Consider the following 15,152-nt stretch of genomic DNA (forward strand, 5'->3'; position numbering starts at 1 on the left):
ATCGATGCGCTCATCGGGCGATCGCCTCTCTGGTTGTGTGTCCGGCCTCGGTAGGCGGTGTCTGCGGGGACCGGGTCGGGACACGCAGGTCCCGCCAGACGGTGCAGAGGGTGTCGGCGACGCGGTCCCAGCCGAACTCGGCACCCGCCCGGCGCAAGCCCCGCGCTCCGAGGTCAGCGGTGAGCGCGGGCTCGTCACGCAGTCGCGCGAGCCGGGCGGCCAGGGCCGGTACGTCTCCGGCCGGGAAGATCAGACCGGCGTCGCCGACCACGTACGGGATCTCGCCCACGTCGCTGCCGACCACCGGTACGCCGCACGCCATCGCCTCGACCAGGACCCGGCCGAACTGTTCGCGCAGCGGGATGCCGATCCACGGCACGACGTTGCGCTGCACCACCTCGACGGAGGGCATCACCAGCACGTCCATGCCGTTGAGGAGCACGGGCAGCTCGTCGTGGCCGACCCATCGGTGGCGCACCACGCGCCCGGGCCGCCGCATCGCAGCTCGTTCCACCTCCGAGGTCAGGCTGCCGTCCCCCACCAGTAGAACGTCGCAGTCGATCAGCTCGGCGGCGCGGAGCAGGTCAGCCACCCCCTTGTGTGGCTCGAACCGGCCGACGAACCCCACCGTGAACCGGCGATCAGCCATCCCGGTCACCATCGGACGGAAGACCCGGGTGTCTGTGCCGAGCGGCACGATCGTGGCCGGCCCGTGGTAACCCTTGATCCGCAACACGTTCAGCGCCGCCGGGGTGACCGGGAAGGCGTGGTTGACCGCCAGGTAGGACTGCCGTTCGATTCGCGGGAACGGCACAGGAAACCGGGTCACGACGTTCTGCGCCGCGTATAGCGTGGTCGGCACGCCAGCCCAGCAGCGTCGGCGCAGCCGCAGCGTCTGCCAGGTGGAGAGGTACGCCGCCTCGCCGATGACGTGCAGAATGTCCGGGCGGGTCGCGGTGACGTCGTGCCCTGCGGGGAGTCGGAACAACACCGAGGCCATGTGCCCGGTGCGGCCCTCGCCGAGAAGGTGCGGCACGACGTGGTAGCGCAGCCGCGGGTGTACGCGAGCCAGGCGAGCCAGCTCCCGTCGGGTCACCGGGGACACGTCCGCGGCGAGTACGGTGAGGGTGACGTCCGGCTGTTCGCACAGGACGTCGAACAGGTCGGTCCAATGTTCGGTGCGCTTGCCGACGACCGTGGTCAGAACGTGCATCACGCTCCTCCTTTCGTCTTTGGTGAGGCGACTGCGATCCGGCCGACACGGCTCCAAGCCCGCATGCGGGCGGCACCGGCTCGGGGTTGGACGGGTAGGCGTAGCGCGGCCAGTCCCATGCCGATCAGCGCCCGCAGCAACACGGCGATGCGGACGGCAGGCAGCTCTCCTCGGCGGTGGCGGGAGAAATACCGCAGCATGCTGCGGTACAGATGGGGCCAGATCCAGGCCGGGTCGGAGCTGCTCGCGCCGCCGGTGTGCACGGCACTGACGGACGGCACGTACCGCACCTCGGCGCCGTGACGGGCGGCCTGAAGGCACAGCTCCTCGTCCTCGTAATACAGGAAGTAGCCCTCGTCGAGTCCGCCGATCGCGGTGAACAGGTCGGTCCGCACCGCCAGGCAGGCGCCCGACAGCCAGTCCACCGCGACCGGTTCCGCACCTCGCACGCACGCGTCGTACGTGGTGCGCTGCCGCTGCCCGCTGAGCAGCCGGCGGAGCCTGATCGGCGCGAGCGCCCCACCGAAGCGACTGGCCAGCACCGTGACGAGTGACTCGAATCGGTGGGCGCTGATCGCGACCCGGCCGGAGGCGTCGACGATCCGTGGCCCGGCGACGCCTACCGAGGGCCGTGCTCGGATGACCTCGACCAGCGCGGCGACCGTGCCGGGACCGACCACGCAGTCGGGGTTGACCAGGAGCAACACGCCGGTGTCGATGCCGGTTGCCGCTCGGTTGACGGCTCTGGCGAAGCCGGTGTTGGTCTGGCTGGCCAGCATGGTCACCTCCGGGAAGTGACGCCGTACCAGGTCGACGGTGCCGTCGGTGGAGGCGTTGTCCACCAGCCGTACCGGCACCCCGCTTCGGCGCAGCGCGACCAGGGCGTCCCCGATCTGCCGTTCCGAGTTGTGCGTCACCACCACGGCGGTGGCATCGGTCGTCAGCGGCCAGGCATCGGGACTGCGCAGCGACGGTTCCGGTCTCATGTCGCCATCCGGGAGGGTGTGATTCGCGCGATTGCGCCGGCCTGTCCCGGCCAGGTGGTCCGCCAGTGCCTGACGAACTCGTTGCGTGCCGTGAGCAGGGTCAGCGCCGGCAGCAGGCCCAGCTCCCAGTGGCCGTCGGTCGGCGCGGCGAACAGCGCGGCCGCCAGGAACCCGCAGGACAGTGCTGCGAACGGAAGCGCGAGTCCGTCGCGGTACCCGAGACCGGCGCGGATGCTGCGCAGGATCGGCCAGAGCACGAACGCCAAGCCGACCAGGCCGAGGTTGGCCAGCACTGTGACGTAGAACGCGTGATAGACCGGTCCCACGTCGGTGATGGTGAAGCCCGGCAGATAGGTGTCCGGCGTGGACTGGCCGAGGCCCGCGCCGATGAGCGGTCGGTCGACGAAGACGTCCAGGCCGATCGATGACTCCACGCCTCGGTAGCCGGCGGACTGCTCCATACCCTTGGCGATCTCCCCGGCCCGCTCTCGTACCCCGGAGTTCAGGGCGAGTAGCGCCGCCACCGTGACGGCGGTCGCGGCGGTCGCGACCAGGCCGGTCCGGACGCTGCGACCACCCCGGAGAACGAGGATCGCGAGGGTGAGGACGGCGGCCAGCCAGATGCCCCGGTACGAGGCGAGCAGCACGTCGACGGCGAAGAACGCGGCGAGCAGAACCGCTCCGGTGCGCCGCCAGCCCGACGTGCGGCCGGCGGCCCAGACCAGCGGTGGAATCGCCAGCAGCGTCAGGAGCCCGCCGTGGCGGCCCGGCGCCGCCACCGTGAACGCGGTGAACGCCGTTGCGATGATCACGTAGAGGATGCCGGCGGACCGGAGCCGACGCGGTGTGGCAAGGGTGCGGGTGGCCAGGAAGAAGTACACCGGAATGATGGCGATCTGGTATGCCGCGACCAGTACCTCCGAGGGAGGGTTGCCGACCGCCAGGCCGTAGGCCGTGGCGAGGGCGGTCACGGCGACCAGGCTCAGCATTCCCCAGTCGCCGACCGTGCGGCGACCACGCGCCTCGACCCGCAGCCAGTGCCGCATCGCCAACGCCACGTAGCCGGCGGCCAGCAGCAGCACGTGCACGGCGACGTAACCCCGCACGTCACCGCGGCTGAGTAGGCCACCCACCACGGCGCCGCCGATGATGCCGACCGGCAGGACGGCCCAGGGCCAGAGCAGGAACGTGCCGAAACTCAGCAGGCCGACGGCTCCGGCCAGGCCGATCGGCCCGGGTAGCAGGGTCACCGCGGTCACCAGACCCCCCACTGCGGCGCCGCCGAGGAGCACGGTGGGCGCGAGGACAGCGGCCCTCATCGTGGCAGCCCCGCGAGTAGCGCCCGCAGCTCGACGCCTCGGACTGACCAGCTGTTGCGCACCGCCACCGACCGGCGGCGGGCCGCCTCGTCCGGCTGTCCCCCAGCGCTGAGCGCGTCGCGCAGCGCTGCGGCGAAGCTCTGCGGGTCGCCGGCGAGCCGGACCGTGCCGGCCAGCGGGCACAACGCCGGCAACGGCGTGGCGACGACCGGCTTACCGAGGGCCAGGTATTCGTAGCACTTCTTCGGATGCACGTAGTCCACCAGCCCACCCACCCGGTACGGGATGATCGTGACGTCGCAGGCCCGCAGGATGCTCGGGACATCCGCGTAGCGAACGGCACCGACGAGCTGCACATTGCTGAGGTTCGCCAGCGGTGCCCGGCCGGCCCGTGTGGACGGGCCGACGAGCAGGAACGACCACTCCGGGTGTGCCCGCGCCACCGCGGCCACCAGGTCGGCGTCGAAGGCCCGGGTGTCGACCGCGCCGCAATAGCCGATCAGTGGACGGCGCAGCGGACGCGTCCAGGGCGCGATCGGCCCGTCGGGGGTGAAGTTGTCCGGGTCGCAGCCGTTCGGCAGCACGGTCGGTGCCGGATCGGCGGTGGGCATCCGGGCCGGTAGCGCGCTGGACGACGCCAGCACCAGGTCGGCGGCGTCGACGGCGCGGCGCAGCGCGCGGCGCAGGTGCCAGCGGTTCCAACGGCGGGTGAACGTCCAGTCCAGGTCGGTGGCGTCGTACACGACGGCGGCCTCACCGAGTCGGGAGGCGATCGGCGCGGCCAGGTCTTCGTCCAGCCACAGCAGCCGTACGGTCGCGGCCCGTCGCCGCAGCCAGCCGCGTAGCAGGGTCGCGGCCAGCCAGCGGTTGGCCCGGTTGACCGGTGGCAGATGCCGGCCCAACGGCAGCAGCGCGGGCCCGGGGGTGTGCCACAGGCCGTCGGCCACCTGCCGGGCCCGGACCCGCCAGCGGGGGAGGTGCCCGGCCGGGTCGACGAAGAGAACATGGTGATCCACCGCGAGCTCCCGGGCCAGCGCGTGCTGCCGGTGGGCCCCGCTCGCCCATGGCGTGCCGCTGAAAATGACCACCCAGTCGCGCTCGCCGAGGGGGGTGGCCACCGGACCCGGCAACCTGCCTGCAGCGTGCTCAGCCATGACGGGACTCATCCATGATGCCCTGCGCGCGCCGGTCGGGTAGCAGCCCGTCCTCGCCGAGGCGCCCGAGGACGGGACGGGCGCGTTCGTCGTCGAGTGACAGCAGGCGTGCGCCGGCCTGCCGATCCAGCCAGGCGCGCAGGGCGCCGGCCGCGATTCGGCGGTTGAGCCAGTTCACCAGCGGGACCCGGTCCCCCAACGGCAGCGCGGTCGGTGCGACGGCGTGCCAGGCGGCGGAGCCGATCGGGGTGATCTCGCACCGCCAGCTGGGACGCGACGCGGGCGGATCGACGAAGAGCAGCCGCTGCCCGGGCCCCAGCCGCCCCAGCACCGCCGGGTGCTCGTCAACGGACCAGCGGGTCCGGCTGAACAGCACCACCCAGTCGCGGATGTCACCGTCGGGCAGCGGACCGACGTCGCCGCGCAGCGCCGCGAGCAGGTCGGGCAGGCTGAGCTGCACCGACCGGCCACAGAGGCGCTTCACCAGGTGATCGACTAGCAGGATGATCCGGAATACCAGTAGCCGGTAACGCGGTTCGGTCAGTCTCAGGTAACCGATCAGGCTGCCCAGCAGGTGCCGGAACCGGATGGCCGGTCCCAGCAACCGGCAGGAAGCGCCCCGACTGTGTGTGACGACCGCGTCCGGGATCATCCACGGGTGGTGTCCGGCCTGGGCGAGCCGCCGGGCGAGCACGGCGTCGTTCCAGTAGATCGGGAAGGTCTCGTCGAAGATCCGGTGCGGTTCCAGTACCTTCCGGCGTAGCAGCATGCAGCTACCGGAGGCGAGTTGTCGCGGGCGGCTGAAGTCCTCACCGCGCATCTGGAAGGTGTGCAGCGCCTGGCGGAACCCGGGCAGCCGGCGCAGCGCGGAGACCAGCGCAATGGACGCCGCGAAGGTGGGTAGCCGGACGTAGTGCTGCTGGAAGGTGCCGTCAGGGTTGAGGTAGAGCGGACTGACCCCGGCGGCTTCGGGCTGCTCCCGCAGGTAGCCGATCATTCGGCTCAGTGCGCCCGGGTGAAACCGGACGTCACTGTTGAGCAGGAGAATTAGCTGCCCGCGCGCCTGCCGGTACGCCTGATTGACGGCGGCGGCGAAGCCGGCGTTGTGGTCGTTGCGGAGCAGCCGGACCCGGGGTTGACCGGCCAGCAGGTCGGCCGAGCCGTCGGACGAGCCGTTGTCGACGGCCACGACCTCGTACTCCAGTTGCGGGTCGGCGGTAGCCGCCAGCGACTCCAGGCACTGCCGGGTCTCCTCCCGGGTGTTCCAGCTGACCAGGAGCACCGAGAGTTGTGGGGCGCGCATCACGACATGCTCCGGTCGTCGCGCCGAGCGATGATCCGCAACAGGTCTCCGAGCTGCGGGTGGGTCACCCGAGGCGAACCGCTGGCGGCCACGTCGGCGATCAGCAGATCGCGCGCGTGGCGCAGCCGGGCGGCTGGCCGCCAGTAGAACCGCGAGAACACCGTGTCCTGTCGGATTACGTCGAAGCCGGACTGGTGGAGGAGTTGGGTCAGGGTGGTGGGGGTGAAGTGCCAGCGGTGGTAGCGGGGTTGGAGGCCGGGCCAGGCGGTGCCGAGGCGGCGGGCGGCGGCGGAGGCGATGTTGGGTACTTCGAGGGCGAGCCAGCCGCCGGGGGTGAGGGTGGTGTGGGCGGTGTGGAGGAAGGCGCGGGGGTCTTCCACGTGTTCGAGGACGTGGAAGGCGCAGATGGTGTCGGCGGTGAGGGTGGGTGCGATGGTTTCGAAGTGGCCGGTGCGTACGGGCATGTGGAGGTGGTCGCGGGCGAAGCGGGATGCGGCTTCGCTGATCTCGATGCCGCTGGCGGTGAGGCCGGCGCGGTGGGCGGCTTCCAGGAAGTAGCCGCCGGCGCAGCCGGCTTCGAGCAGGACGGTGGGGCGGACGACGGACAGCAGCCAGCGCAGTCGTCGGGCCGCCTCGAAGCGTCGGGGTTGCGCGCGGAAGTAGTCGTCGTAGCCGCCGGTGGCGAAGTAGTCCTCGTCGTACAACTCCTCGGGCGGCGGAGCCTGCCTGGCGGTCCAGACGAATCCGCACTCCGGGCAGCTCCACATCAGGCCGTCGAGGGCAGGTGAGTCTCCACCGGCCCGGCCGCAGAGCTGGCAGCGCACCAGCTCGATCCGATCCAGTCTCATCTGGTACTCCGTCTGGTTCGTCGGATCCGGGCGATCACCCGGAGCAGGTCGCCGCGTCGGGGGTGGGTCAGCCGTGGTGAGCGAAGTCCGATCAGGTCCGCGGGCAGCAGGTGGCGGGCGTGCCGCAGGCGGTATCCGAGCGGCATGTAGTAGCGGAAGACGGCCGTGTCCTGTCGGATTACGTCGAAGCCGGACTGGTGGAGGAGTTGGGTCAGGGTGGTGGGGGTGAAGTGCCAGCGGTGGTAGCGGGGTTGGAGGCCGGGCCAGGCGGTGCCGAGGCGGCGGGCGGCGGCGGAGGCGATGTTGGGTACTTCGAGGGCGAGCCAGCCGCCGGGGGTGAGGGTGGTGTGGGCGGTGTGGAGGAAGGCGCGGGGGTCTTCCACGTGTTCGAGGACGTGGAAGGCGCAGATGGTGTCGGCGGTGAGGGTGGGTGCGATGGTTTCGAAGTGGCCGGTGCGTACGGGCATGTGGAGGTGGTCGCGGGCGAAGCGGGATGCGGCTTCGCTGATCTCGATGCCGCTGGCGGTGAGGCCGGCGCGGTGGGCGGCTTCCAGGAAGTAGCCGCCGGCGCAGCCGGCTTCGAGCAGGACGGTGGGGCGGACGACGGACAGCAGCCAGCGCAGTCGTCGGGCCGCCTCGAAGCGTCGGGGTTGCGCGCGGAAGTAGTCGTCGTAGCCGCCGGTGGCGAAGTAGTCCTCGTCGTACGCCTCGGACTGCTGCTGCGCGGTCCAGCTGAAACCACAGCCGGTGCAGCGGCGCAGCAGCCCACCCATTCGGGGGAGGTGGGTCTCCCGCGGGCCGCACACCAGGCATTCGGCGCTTCGGCTGTCGATGCTCATCGCCGCCCCCCACCGGCCGGCGACAAGATGGTGCCTCGGGCGCGCAGCAGCCGCTGTAGCCGCAGACCATCGGTCGCGCCGAGGTGACCGCCGGCGACCAGCAGCGCGGCGGTGATGAGCATGGTCAGACCGGTGCGGGTGGTCACGGCGAGCGCGGCGTCGAGGCGGTTCGGCCCGTCCGGCAGGAACCGGCTGGCCATGGCGGCGATCAGCCCGGCCGCCGTAGCCGCCGCGATCGGTGGCCAGACGACACGGACCAGCGCGGCCAGCGGCCGGCCCGTCGCGGCGTGAAAGTGGAACAGGAAGTAACCGGTGCTGAGGGTCACCGCCAGCGCGGTCGACAGCGTGACGCCGAGCGGGCCGCACAGCCACAGCATCGGTACGGTCAGGGCCAGGTTGAGGATGACCGAGAGCAACACGTAGCGCGTTTCCAGCCCGGGGCGGCCCTCGGCGCGGGCTACGACGGTGGTTGCGCCGGCGATCAGGTTTATCGCGTAGGCGGGTGCGAGGGTCATGATGCTCGCCGCTGCCCAGGGAATCGGGTGTCCCATCCAGAGGCGGACCAGTGGTTCGGCGGAGACCATCAGCGCGGCGGTGGCCGGGGCGAGGGCCAGCGCGAAATAGCGGGTGGCGGACAGGTGGAACCGCTCCAGCCAGCCGGTGCCCTGGGCCACCGTACGGGCCACCGCGGCGGGGAAGAGGACGATGAGGGCGAAACCTGGGGGCAGTCGGAGCAGGTTCAGCAGCCGGGCGCCCAGGTCGAATCCGCCGGCGACGGCGGTGCCGAAGACGCCTCCGAGGACGAGCCGGTCGAGTTCGACGTTGACCACCGCGGCACCACTGGAGACCTGCACCCGTAGGCCGTAGCCGCTGATCCTGCGTACGTCGTCCAGGCCCACACGTCCCCATCGGGGCCCCAACTCCGGGCGGCGTCGGCGGGCGGCAGCGGCGAGCAGTGTGGTGCGGATGGCGCCGGTGGCCGCGGCGGAGGCAGCCAGTGGCGTGATTCCGCCGTCGAGGCGCACCACCAGGATTGTCAGTGCAGCCCCGAGGACGGCCGTTCCGGCGCCGATCGTGGCGAGCGACCCGTATCGCTGGCCGCCTTCGAGCACGGCTCGCCAGGGCAGTTCGACGGCGCTGGCCACCAGTCCGACGATCATCCACAGGGTGGCGTGCCACGCCTCGCCGGCCAGTTCGCCGAGGCGTAGCAGCCCGGTGAGCCATGGCCAGCAGGCACCCAGCACACCCAGGGTGAGCAGGCCGAGCAGCACGGCCCAACCCAGTCCCAGGCCGAGTAGCCGGCGTACCAGATCTCGATCTGCCGGGCTCTGGGCGCGGGCCACCTCGCGGACAAGTGCTGAGCCGAGACCTAGGTCGAGCAGGGCAGCCATGGACAGCAGGCTGGCCAGGACGATCCAGGCTCCGAACTCGCGCGGCCCGAGGTGCTGGTAGACGACGGGTACCGAGATCAGGCCGGCCAGCGCCATGACCACCCGCGAGGCCAGCATGCTGGCGGTGTTGCGGGTGACCCGGCCACCGATGGTGGCGGCTGGACTAGCCACGGGGAAACCCCCGCACCAGGTCGACGAGGGTCAGCAGGAGTAGAGCCAGGTCGACGCGCATCGAACGACAGTTCAGGTAGAGCAGGTCGCACCGGAGTTTGTCCTCGACCGTGGCCGCGTACCCGCCGGTGAGCTGGGCGATGCCGGTCAATCCCGGCCGGATCAGGTGCCGCAGGTCGTAGTGCGGCAGCCCCTCGAAGCGGGCGATGAACTCCGGCCGTTCCGGTCGGGGTCCGACGAGGCTCATGTCGCCGCGCAGGACGTTCCACAACTGGGGGAGCTCGTCCAGCCGCGACCGTCGCAAGAACCGGCCGATGCGGGTCACCCGGGCGTCGTTCGGCTGCGCCAGTACGGGGCCGGTGGCTTCTTCGGCCCCGACCCGCATGGTGCGGAACTTGACCACTCGGAACAGCCGTCCACCCGCTCCGACGCGATGCTGGAGGTAGAACGGTGGCCCGGTGATCGACACCGTGAGGGTGATGGCCAGCAGCAGCGGGAGCAGGACGGCGGAGCTGAGCAGGATCACGGCCATGTCGCAGACCCGCTTGAGTCGCTCACCGTCGGGGTGGCCCGCCCGGGACCGGAGGCGGATCCAGGGCAGCCCGCCGAAACGCCGCATGGTGGGGGCTCGTAGGAGTCCGTACACCGGCCGGGCCAGCACCATGATCTCGGTTCCGCAGCGCAGGCACTCGGCTATCAGTCGTTCGTCGACGCTCTCGAGTGAGTGCTTGAGAAGCAGGAGCCGCGGTCGGATCTCGGCCAGGACGTGTGCGACCTCCCCGGCGCGGGCTGGCACCGGGAGGCGGACGGCCACGTCGAACTCCTCGTCGAGGCGGTCGGGCGGCGTGAACGTGTCGCTCGGCTCCAGAACCACGACGCGAACCCGTCGTCCGGCGGACTGATGGGGGCGAGTCCGCGGTACGCCGGCCGTGCCGTGCGATGGCACCGCGTGCGGTGGGGGTCGATACAGGCCCTCTGTCCGGACGTCCGCTGCCGCACCGGGGGCGGGAACACGCGCCTTCCTCACGGTGGTGGCCTCCTCCAACCGAAGCTCCGATGGCGTGCGGATCAGCACTCCACGAGCAACTATCGGGGATAGAAACGCCCATATCCGACGAACACCGAAAAAAGGGGCTAGGGCAGCAGGTCGCTGGAGTCCATGAACTTCTGCGAACAAAGTCACCTTCTGAGGGCTTTTGCCCGATATTCTCGTCGTGGCCGACCCGGCCGTAGTGGGTCAACGACCCAACGTTTCAAGGAGCTCCGAGATGGACCTTCCCGACCTGGTGGCTGCCAACGTGCCGCCGCCGGACCTGACGCCCCGACGCATCCTGGTGACCGGCGGCGCGGGCTTCATCGGCAGCCACGTGACAGCCCGGCTGATGCTGATGGGCAGCGAGGTCCGGGTGCTGGACAACTTCTCCACGGGGCGGATCGAGAACCTCGCCGACGCCGCGTTCGGTGGACTGACCGAGGCCGACGTGCTGTCGGGTGACATCCGTACGCCGGACGGGGTGGAGATCATCCACGACTGGCGACCCGACGTGGTGGTACACCTCGCCGCTCAACCCAGCCTGCCCGCCGCGGCGCGCTCTCCGTTGTACGACGCCGACGTGAACGTCTTCGGGACCGTCAACGTCCTCGACGCCTGCGTCCGTAGCGGCGTGCGGCTGGTGGTGAACGCCGCCAGCAGCGCCATCTACGGCAGGGTGGACGCCTGCGAGTTGCCGCTGTCCGAGGATCGACCGATAGCTCCGGTAAGTCCTTACGGCATCAGCAAGGCCACCGGCGTGCAGTATCTGGACTGGTACAGCCGCCAGCACGGCCTCGCCCACACCTCCATGGTCTTCGGAAACGTCTACGGGCCCCGGCAGGGCGGCAGCGCCTGCGGAGTGGTTGCTGTCATGGCCGACGGGCTGCTCGACGGGCTTCAGGTCACGATCAGCGGAGACGGCACGCAGACCCGCGACTTCATCCACGTCAGTGACGTCGCCGAGGCGGTGGCACTCGCCTGCCATCATGACGGCGTCGGGATGGTCAACATCGCCTCCGGGCGGCAGACCAGCATCAACGAGGTGTACCGGGCCGTCCGGGAGGCCGTCGGTGCCGCCCAAGATCCGCGCTACGAGCCGCTTCCGTGGCCGGGCGAGGTGCGCAACATGGCCCTGGACACCAGAAAGGCCCGTGACCTACTGGGCTGGCAGGCTTCGATCGGCTTCATCGAGGGCGTACGGATGACCGTACGGGACGCCCGCCGCCGCAGGCCCGCGGCCACTGTTCCATCTCGAGCGCCGATCGCCGAACGGATGATGAGCAGCCACTGACCGACGGGCCGCACCCCGAAATGAACGGGAGCCGCCGCCCGGATGTTCCTGTCATCCACTGTTGCGATCGGACACCGCCGCGATCGCGGGTGAAAGCGAGCGAATTGATCAGGCGGTCTCACATCCGACACGACCGTCGGCCTCTGCCCACAACGTAATCCCGGCCATACCATAAAGGCATGCGAGGGCTGTTGCTGGCAGGTGGAACGGGTTCACGTCTGTGGCCGGTCACCCGGTCGGTGTCCAAACAACTCCTCCCGATCTTCGACAAGCCGATGATCTATTATCCGCTGTCCACACTGATACGGGCGGGAATACGTGAGACGCTCATCGTCACCGCCCCGGAGAGCACCGACCAGATTCGGCGGTTACTGGGCGACGGAAGGCAGTGGGGGCTGCGACTGGAGTACGCCGTGCAGCCGCGCCCGGAGGGCATCGCGCAGGCGCTCCTCGTCGGTGAGGAGTTCCTCGCCGGCGGCCCCGTGGCGCTCGTCCTTGGCGACAACATCCTGCACGGGGCGGGGCTGGGGCGAAAGCTGAGCGAGTACACCACCCTCACCGGCGCCCGGGTGTTCGCCTACCCGGTGGCGAACCCGTCGGCGTACGGCGTCATCTCCGTGGATGAAGCCGGTCGCGCGTCCTCCATCGAGGAGAAACCGGTCGTTCCGCGATCGCGGTACGCCGTCCCCGGGCTCTACTTTTACGACGGCGATGCGGTCAAGATCGCACACGGACTACGGCCGAGCCTACGGGGCGAATTGGAGATCACGGCGCTCAATGAGGAGTACCTTCGCCGAGGAAGTCTGCGCGTGACCGTCCTGGGCCGGGGAGCAGCCTGGATGGATGCCGGGACATTCACCACGTTGATGCACGCCTCGGAGTATGTGCGAGTCATCGAGGAACGGCAGGGCCGCAAGATCGGTTGCGTCGAGGAGGCCGCCTGGCGTGCGGGTCTGATCGACAACGAACAACTACGTGCCCTAGCGCTACCGTTGCAGAAGAGCGGCTACGGCGAATACCTCCTGCGGCTGGCGACAGAGCCCGGCCGCCAGAACTCCCCGACGGGAGGAACCGGTGAAGATCCGACCGCTGTCCCTTGACGGGGCTTGGGAGATCACGCCCCAGAAGCACCAGGACGGGCGTGGCAGTTTTCTTGAGTGGTATCGGTTTGACAGGTTGGAGGAGGTCGGCGCGGGACCGGTAGGGTTCCGGCAGGGCAATCTGAGCGTCTCTGCCGCCGGCGTCGTGCGCGGTATCCACTTCGCCGCGGTGCCACCGGGACAGGCCAAGTACGTGAGCTGCGTTCGGGGCCGAATCTGGGACGCTGTGGTGGACCTTCGGGTCGGCTCACCGACCTTCGGGTCCGTCGAGGGGGTGCAGCTTGACGACGTCGACCGCAGGGCGGTGTATATCGCCGAAGGGCTCGGACACGGCTTCTGCGCTCTTTCCGACAACGCCGTGGTGGCATATCTGAGCTCTACGACCTACGACCCCGCCCGCGAGCACAGCGTGCATCCGCTCGATCCCCGGCTCGCGATCGCCTGGCCGGTTGAGCATCCGGTCCTGTCACCCCGTGACGCCTCGGCCCCGAGCCTCGATGAATTGCGGGATGCCGGACTGCTGCCGCGCCACGATGCCTGCGGTCCGCCCGCCGTCGGCGACAAGGAGGAACCGGCGTCGTGGGTGGGTAGACATTGTCGCTGAAGCGCCGACGGCGTCGGTACGCGTCGCAGCCACTCGATCGAAGGCGTCGATGTGAGCCACCTCTGGCCCAAGGCCCGCCTCTCCGCGCTCTCATACTCCTTCGGTCGCAGGCGCGAACCTCGCCCGTACCTCAGCCGGCGCGTCGCGGAAGACAGGCTGTTCGTGGCGCACCGTCGCATCCTCCATGGCCAGGGCAGTAGTGACTGGCCTCAGCGGCCGCGCTGCTCGCTGTCTCGTCGACTGCACCCCTTTTCGGCGACGACACCCTTGGGGGCACCGGCAGCTCCCGCAGCATCCCCCGCTTGGCGGGTGATCAGCATGGTGCTGCGATTCCGTGCTGCGCGCCCGGCTCACCGCTCGCGCTCGCCGGTGCGCGTCACGTATACGACGACGGTGGTCATGGTGTCTCCCGGGGGTTCCAGGGGCGTGGACCGTCACGGTTTGCAGCCGTCGGTGGTAGGTGACACGAGCGAGCGGTGGCGGGTGCCAGCGGCGAAGTCGTGCGTGGCCGTTCAGGTCAACGGTGCGGGGTAGCTAGTACGGCGGTTTGGCCGTCTCCAGCGGCTGTCCGCCGGCCCGCGCCCGGCGGATGTCCGCGATGGCGGCGGCGAATAGGGCGACGGCACCGGTCGCCGCGGCGACGATCGGGGGTGCGTGGATCAGGATCGGGATGGGCAGGAGCAGCGCGGCGATCGTCAGGTAGCGGGCCGGCGAGATGCGGTCGAAGACGGCCTTCTCAAGTCGGGCGCGGCCGATGACGAAGACGGCGGGGCCGAGCACGATGGGCACAATCCATTCGGCCGGCGCGCGGCCAGTCGGATGACTGATGGTCACCTCGTAGCCCAGGGCGGTGGTGACGACACCGATGATGATGATCAGGTGGATGTCGGTCGCGGAGCGGCTGATCTTCGACGGGCGGCTGGACTGTGCGATGGCGTCGGCGAAGATGCGGCCAGCGCGGTAGTAGTAGAGACGCCAGAGCAGGATCGTCGTGCAGGTGGCGATGGCGAAGGCGCTGGTGTGCCAGAAGTCGAACGGGACCGCGCTGTAGGTCAGTCCGATCGCGAGGATCGTCTCACCCAGCGCGACGAGGAAGAACTGTTGGTATCGCTCGGCGAGGTGCTCCGCGGTGATGTCCCAGTGTTCGAGGTCCTCCCGCCGGCCCCAGGGCACCGACCAGCCTGTCCGGGAGGCCGCCAGCTCGATTGCGAGCGCCACCGCCCACAGCGGTGCCTGCGTGGCGCCGCCGACGAAGGCGCCGCCGAGCCATAGGACGCCGGTGATGCTGTAGACCACCAGCATGCGGTGTTTTAGAGCACGGTGTCGCTCGTTCGGGACGCTCAGTGCGAGGGCCAGCGGGCGGACGAGGCGTCCGGCGATGTAGGCGACCGCGAACGTCACCGCGTAGCCTTCGTATGCCTTGGGCGTGACAACTCCCATGACCAGGGCGGCGACCAGGGCCGTAGCGACTGCCGCTTGGGTCACAATCGAGTCGGGGTTGTACCGGCTCGTGGTCCAGTAGGTGCTCTGCCAAAGCCCGAGCAGTGCCAGCAACAGCAGCAGGGTGCGGCCGGACGGCGGCAACGCCTGTTGCCACGTCGTGGCCCCGGGATGCTGGGCGAGGTCCTCGAACGACCGGGCCACGATGCGGATCAGCGCGAACACGAACACCAGGTCGAAGAAGAGCTCCAGGAAGCCTGCCCGTAACGCCTGCTCGGGCGCCGAACCCGAGCGCACCAGTAGGCGGCGGCGCCACCCTACGTCGGCCCCGTCCGCCGGCATGTTCTTACCCATCCGGCGGCTCCGCCTCGCACGGCGGTGGGGCACCTCGTCGGCTCGTCGCTTTGGCGAGGTGGTGCCGGAGGATCGGCCGTACTGCGGCGATGGGTGTCAAGTCCTT

Annotated in this window: 13 protein-coding genes; 3 read left to right on the forward strand and 10 right to left on the reverse strand. The window is 70.1% G+C overall.

All coding sequences use genetic code 11. The features are described 5' to 3' along the window. Positions 1 to 10 precede the first annotated feature (10 nt). Genes ACIA6B_RS25035 through ACIA6B_RS25075 form a run of 9 tightly spaced genes read right to left on the reverse strand, consistent with a single transcriptional unit; the run spans position 11 to position 10,098 of the window. Positions 11 to 1,213, reverse strand: a complete 1,203-nt coding sequence (locus tag ACIA6B_RS25035; RefSeq protein ID WP_396776839.1) for a glycosyltransferase family 4 protein — start codon at positions 1,211 to 1,213, stop codon at positions 11 to 13. Next, entirely contained in the window at positions 1,213 to 2,199 is a 987-nt protein-coding gene (locus ACIA6B_RS25040) for a glycosyltransferase family 2 protein (protein WP_396776841.1), read from the reverse strand. Before ACIA6B_RS25040 ends, ACIA6B_RS25035 begins: the two co-directional genes overlap by 1 nt. Further along, the gene (locus ACIA6B_RS25045; RefSeq protein ID WP_396776843.1) at positions 2,196 to 3,518 is read right to left on the reverse strand and encodes an O-antigen ligase family protein; all 1,323 of its coding nucleotides are present in this window, start codon (positions 3,516 to 3,518) and stop codon (positions 2,196 to 2,198) included. Before ACIA6B_RS25045 ends, ACIA6B_RS25040 begins: the two co-directional genes overlap by 4 nt. Next, complete coding sequence (locus tag ACIA6B_RS25050; protein ID WP_396776845.1) at positions 3,515 to 4,672, reverse strand: glycosyltransferase; 1,158 nt, start codon at positions 4,670 to 4,672, stop codon at positions 3,515 to 3,517. Before ACIA6B_RS25050 ends, ACIA6B_RS25045 begins: the two co-directional genes overlap by 4 nt. Continuing rightward, on the reverse strand, positions 4,665 to 5,975 hold the full coding sequence (locus tag ACIA6B_RS25055; RefSeq protein ID WP_396776847.1) for a glycosyltransferase family 2 protein: 1,311 nt from the start codon (positions 5,973 to 5,975) through the stop codon (positions 4,665 to 4,667). Before ACIA6B_RS25055 ends, ACIA6B_RS25050 begins: the two co-directional genes overlap by 8 nt. Continuing rightward, the gene (locus tag ACIA6B_RS25060) at positions 5,975 to 6,823 is read right to left on the reverse strand and encodes a class I SAM-dependent methyltransferase (protein ID WP_396776849.1); all 849 of its coding nucleotides are present in this window, start codon (positions 6,821 to 6,823) and stop codon (positions 5,975 to 5,977) included. The genes ACIA6B_RS25055 and ACIA6B_RS25060 overlap by 1 nt, the downstream gene beginning before the upstream one ends. Then, entirely contained in the window at positions 6,820 to 7,662 is an 843-nt protein-coding gene (locus tag ACIA6B_RS25065; RefSeq protein WP_396776851.1) for a class I SAM-dependent methyltransferase, read from the reverse strand. The genes ACIA6B_RS25060 and ACIA6B_RS25065 overlap by 4 nt, the downstream gene beginning before the upstream one ends. After that, positions 7,659 to 9,224 carry a lipopolysaccharide biosynthesis protein gene (locus ACIA6B_RS25070; protein WP_396776853.1) on the reverse strand — a complete coding sequence of 522 codons (1,566 nt, stop codon included), beginning with the start codon at positions 9,222 to 9,224 and terminating at the stop codon, positions 7,659 to 7,661. The genes ACIA6B_RS25065 and ACIA6B_RS25070 overlap by 4 nt, the downstream gene beginning before the upstream one ends. Further along, the gene (locus tag ACIA6B_RS25075) at positions 9,217 to 10,098 is read right to left on the reverse strand and encodes a sugar transferase (protein WP_396776855.1); all 882 of its coding nucleotides are present in this window, start codon (positions 10,096 to 10,098) and stop codon (positions 9,217 to 9,219) included. The genes ACIA6B_RS25070 and ACIA6B_RS25075 overlap by 8 nt, the downstream gene beginning before the upstream one ends. Before the next feature lie 394 nt (positions 10,099 to 10,492). Between ACIA6B_RS25075 and ACIA6B_RS25080 the strand changes: the two genes are divergently transcribed. The 3 genes from ACIA6B_RS25080 to ACIA6B_RS25090 all read left to right on the forward strand — a co-directional run bounded on the left by ACIA6B_RS25080 (position 10,493) and on the right by ACIA6B_RS25090 (position 13,252). Further along, positions 10,493 to 11,548 carry an NAD-dependent epimerase/dehydratase family protein gene (locus ACIA6B_RS25080; RefSeq protein ID WP_396776857.1) on the forward strand — a complete coding sequence of 352 codons (1,056 nt, stop codon included), beginning with the start codon at positions 10,493 to 10,495 and terminating at the stop codon, positions 11,546 to 11,548. A gap of 179 nt (positions 11,549 to 11,727) precedes the next feature. Further along, positions 11,728 to 12,648, forward strand: a complete 921-nt coding sequence (gene rfbA / locus ACIA6B_RS25085) for a glucose-1-phosphate thymidylyltransferase RfbA (protein ID WP_396776859.1) — start codon at positions 11,728 to 11,730, stop codon at positions 12,646 to 12,648. Beyond that, positions 12,623 to 13,252: a dTDP-4-dehydrorhamnose 3,5-epimerase family protein gene (locus ACIA6B_RS25090; protein WP_396776861.1), complete on the forward strand. Its 630-nt coding sequence runs from the start codon at positions 12,623 to 12,625 to the stop codon at positions 13,250 to 13,252. Before rfbA ends, ACIA6B_RS25090 begins: the two co-directional genes overlap by 26 nt. Before the next feature lie 534 nt (positions 13,253 to 13,786). Here the strand turns inward: ACIA6B_RS25090 and ACIA6B_RS25095 are convergent. After that, positions 13,787 to 15,046, reverse strand: coding sequence for a low temperature requirement protein A (locus ACIA6B_RS25095; protein ID WP_396776863.1), 1,260 nt, complete (start codon positions 15,044 to 15,046; stop codon positions 13,787 to 13,789). Positions 15,047 to 15,152: the final 106 nt, after the last annotated feature.

The sequence above is a fragment of the Micromonospora sp. NPDC051141 genome (genome assembly GCF_044455765.1).
Taxonomy (GTDB): domain Bacteria; phylum Actinomycetota; class Actinomycetes; order Mycobacteriales; family Micromonosporaceae; genus Micromonospora.

Coding starts and splice junctions, on each gene's coding strand:
- ACIA6B_RS25035 (WP_396776839.1), bottom strand. CDS start 1,213: ATGCACGTTCTGACCACGGTCGTCGGCAAGCGCACCGAACATTGGACC.
- ACIA6B_RS25040 (WP_396776841.1), bottom strand. CDS start 2,199: ATGAGACCGGAACCGTCGCTGCGCAGTCCCGATGCCTGGCCGCTGACG.
- ACIA6B_RS25045 (WP_396776843.1), bottom strand. CDS start 3,518: ATGAGGGCCGCTGTCCTCGCGCCCACCGTGCTCCTCGGCGGCGCCGCA.
- ACIA6B_RS25050 (WP_396776845.1), bottom strand. CDS start 4,672: ATGGCTGAGCACGCTGCAGGCAGGTTGCCGGGTCCGGTGGCCACCCCC.
- ACIA6B_RS25055 (WP_396776847.1), bottom strand. CDS start 5,975: ATGCGCGCCCCACAACTCTCGGTGCTCCTGGTCAGCTGGAACACCCGG.
- ACIA6B_RS25060 (WP_396776849.1), bottom strand. CDS start 6,823: ATGAGACTGGATCGGATCGAGCTGGTGCGCTGCCAGCTCTGCGGCCGG.
- ACIA6B_RS25065 (WP_396776851.1), bottom strand. CDS start 7,662: ATGAGCATCGACAGCCGAAGCGCCGAATGCCTGGTGTGCGGCCCGCGG.
- ACIA6B_RS25080 (WP_396776857.1), top strand. CDS start 10,493: ATGGACCTTCCCGACCTGGTGGCTGCCAACGTGCCGCCGCCGGACCTG.
- rfbA (WP_396776859.1), top strand. CDS start 11,728: ATGCGAGGGCTGTTGCTGGCAGGTGGAACGGGTTCACGTCTGTGGCCG.
- ACIA6B_RS25095 (WP_396776863.1), bottom strand. CDS start 15,046: ATGGGTAAGAACATGCCGGCGGACGGGGCCGACGTAGGGTGGCGCCGC.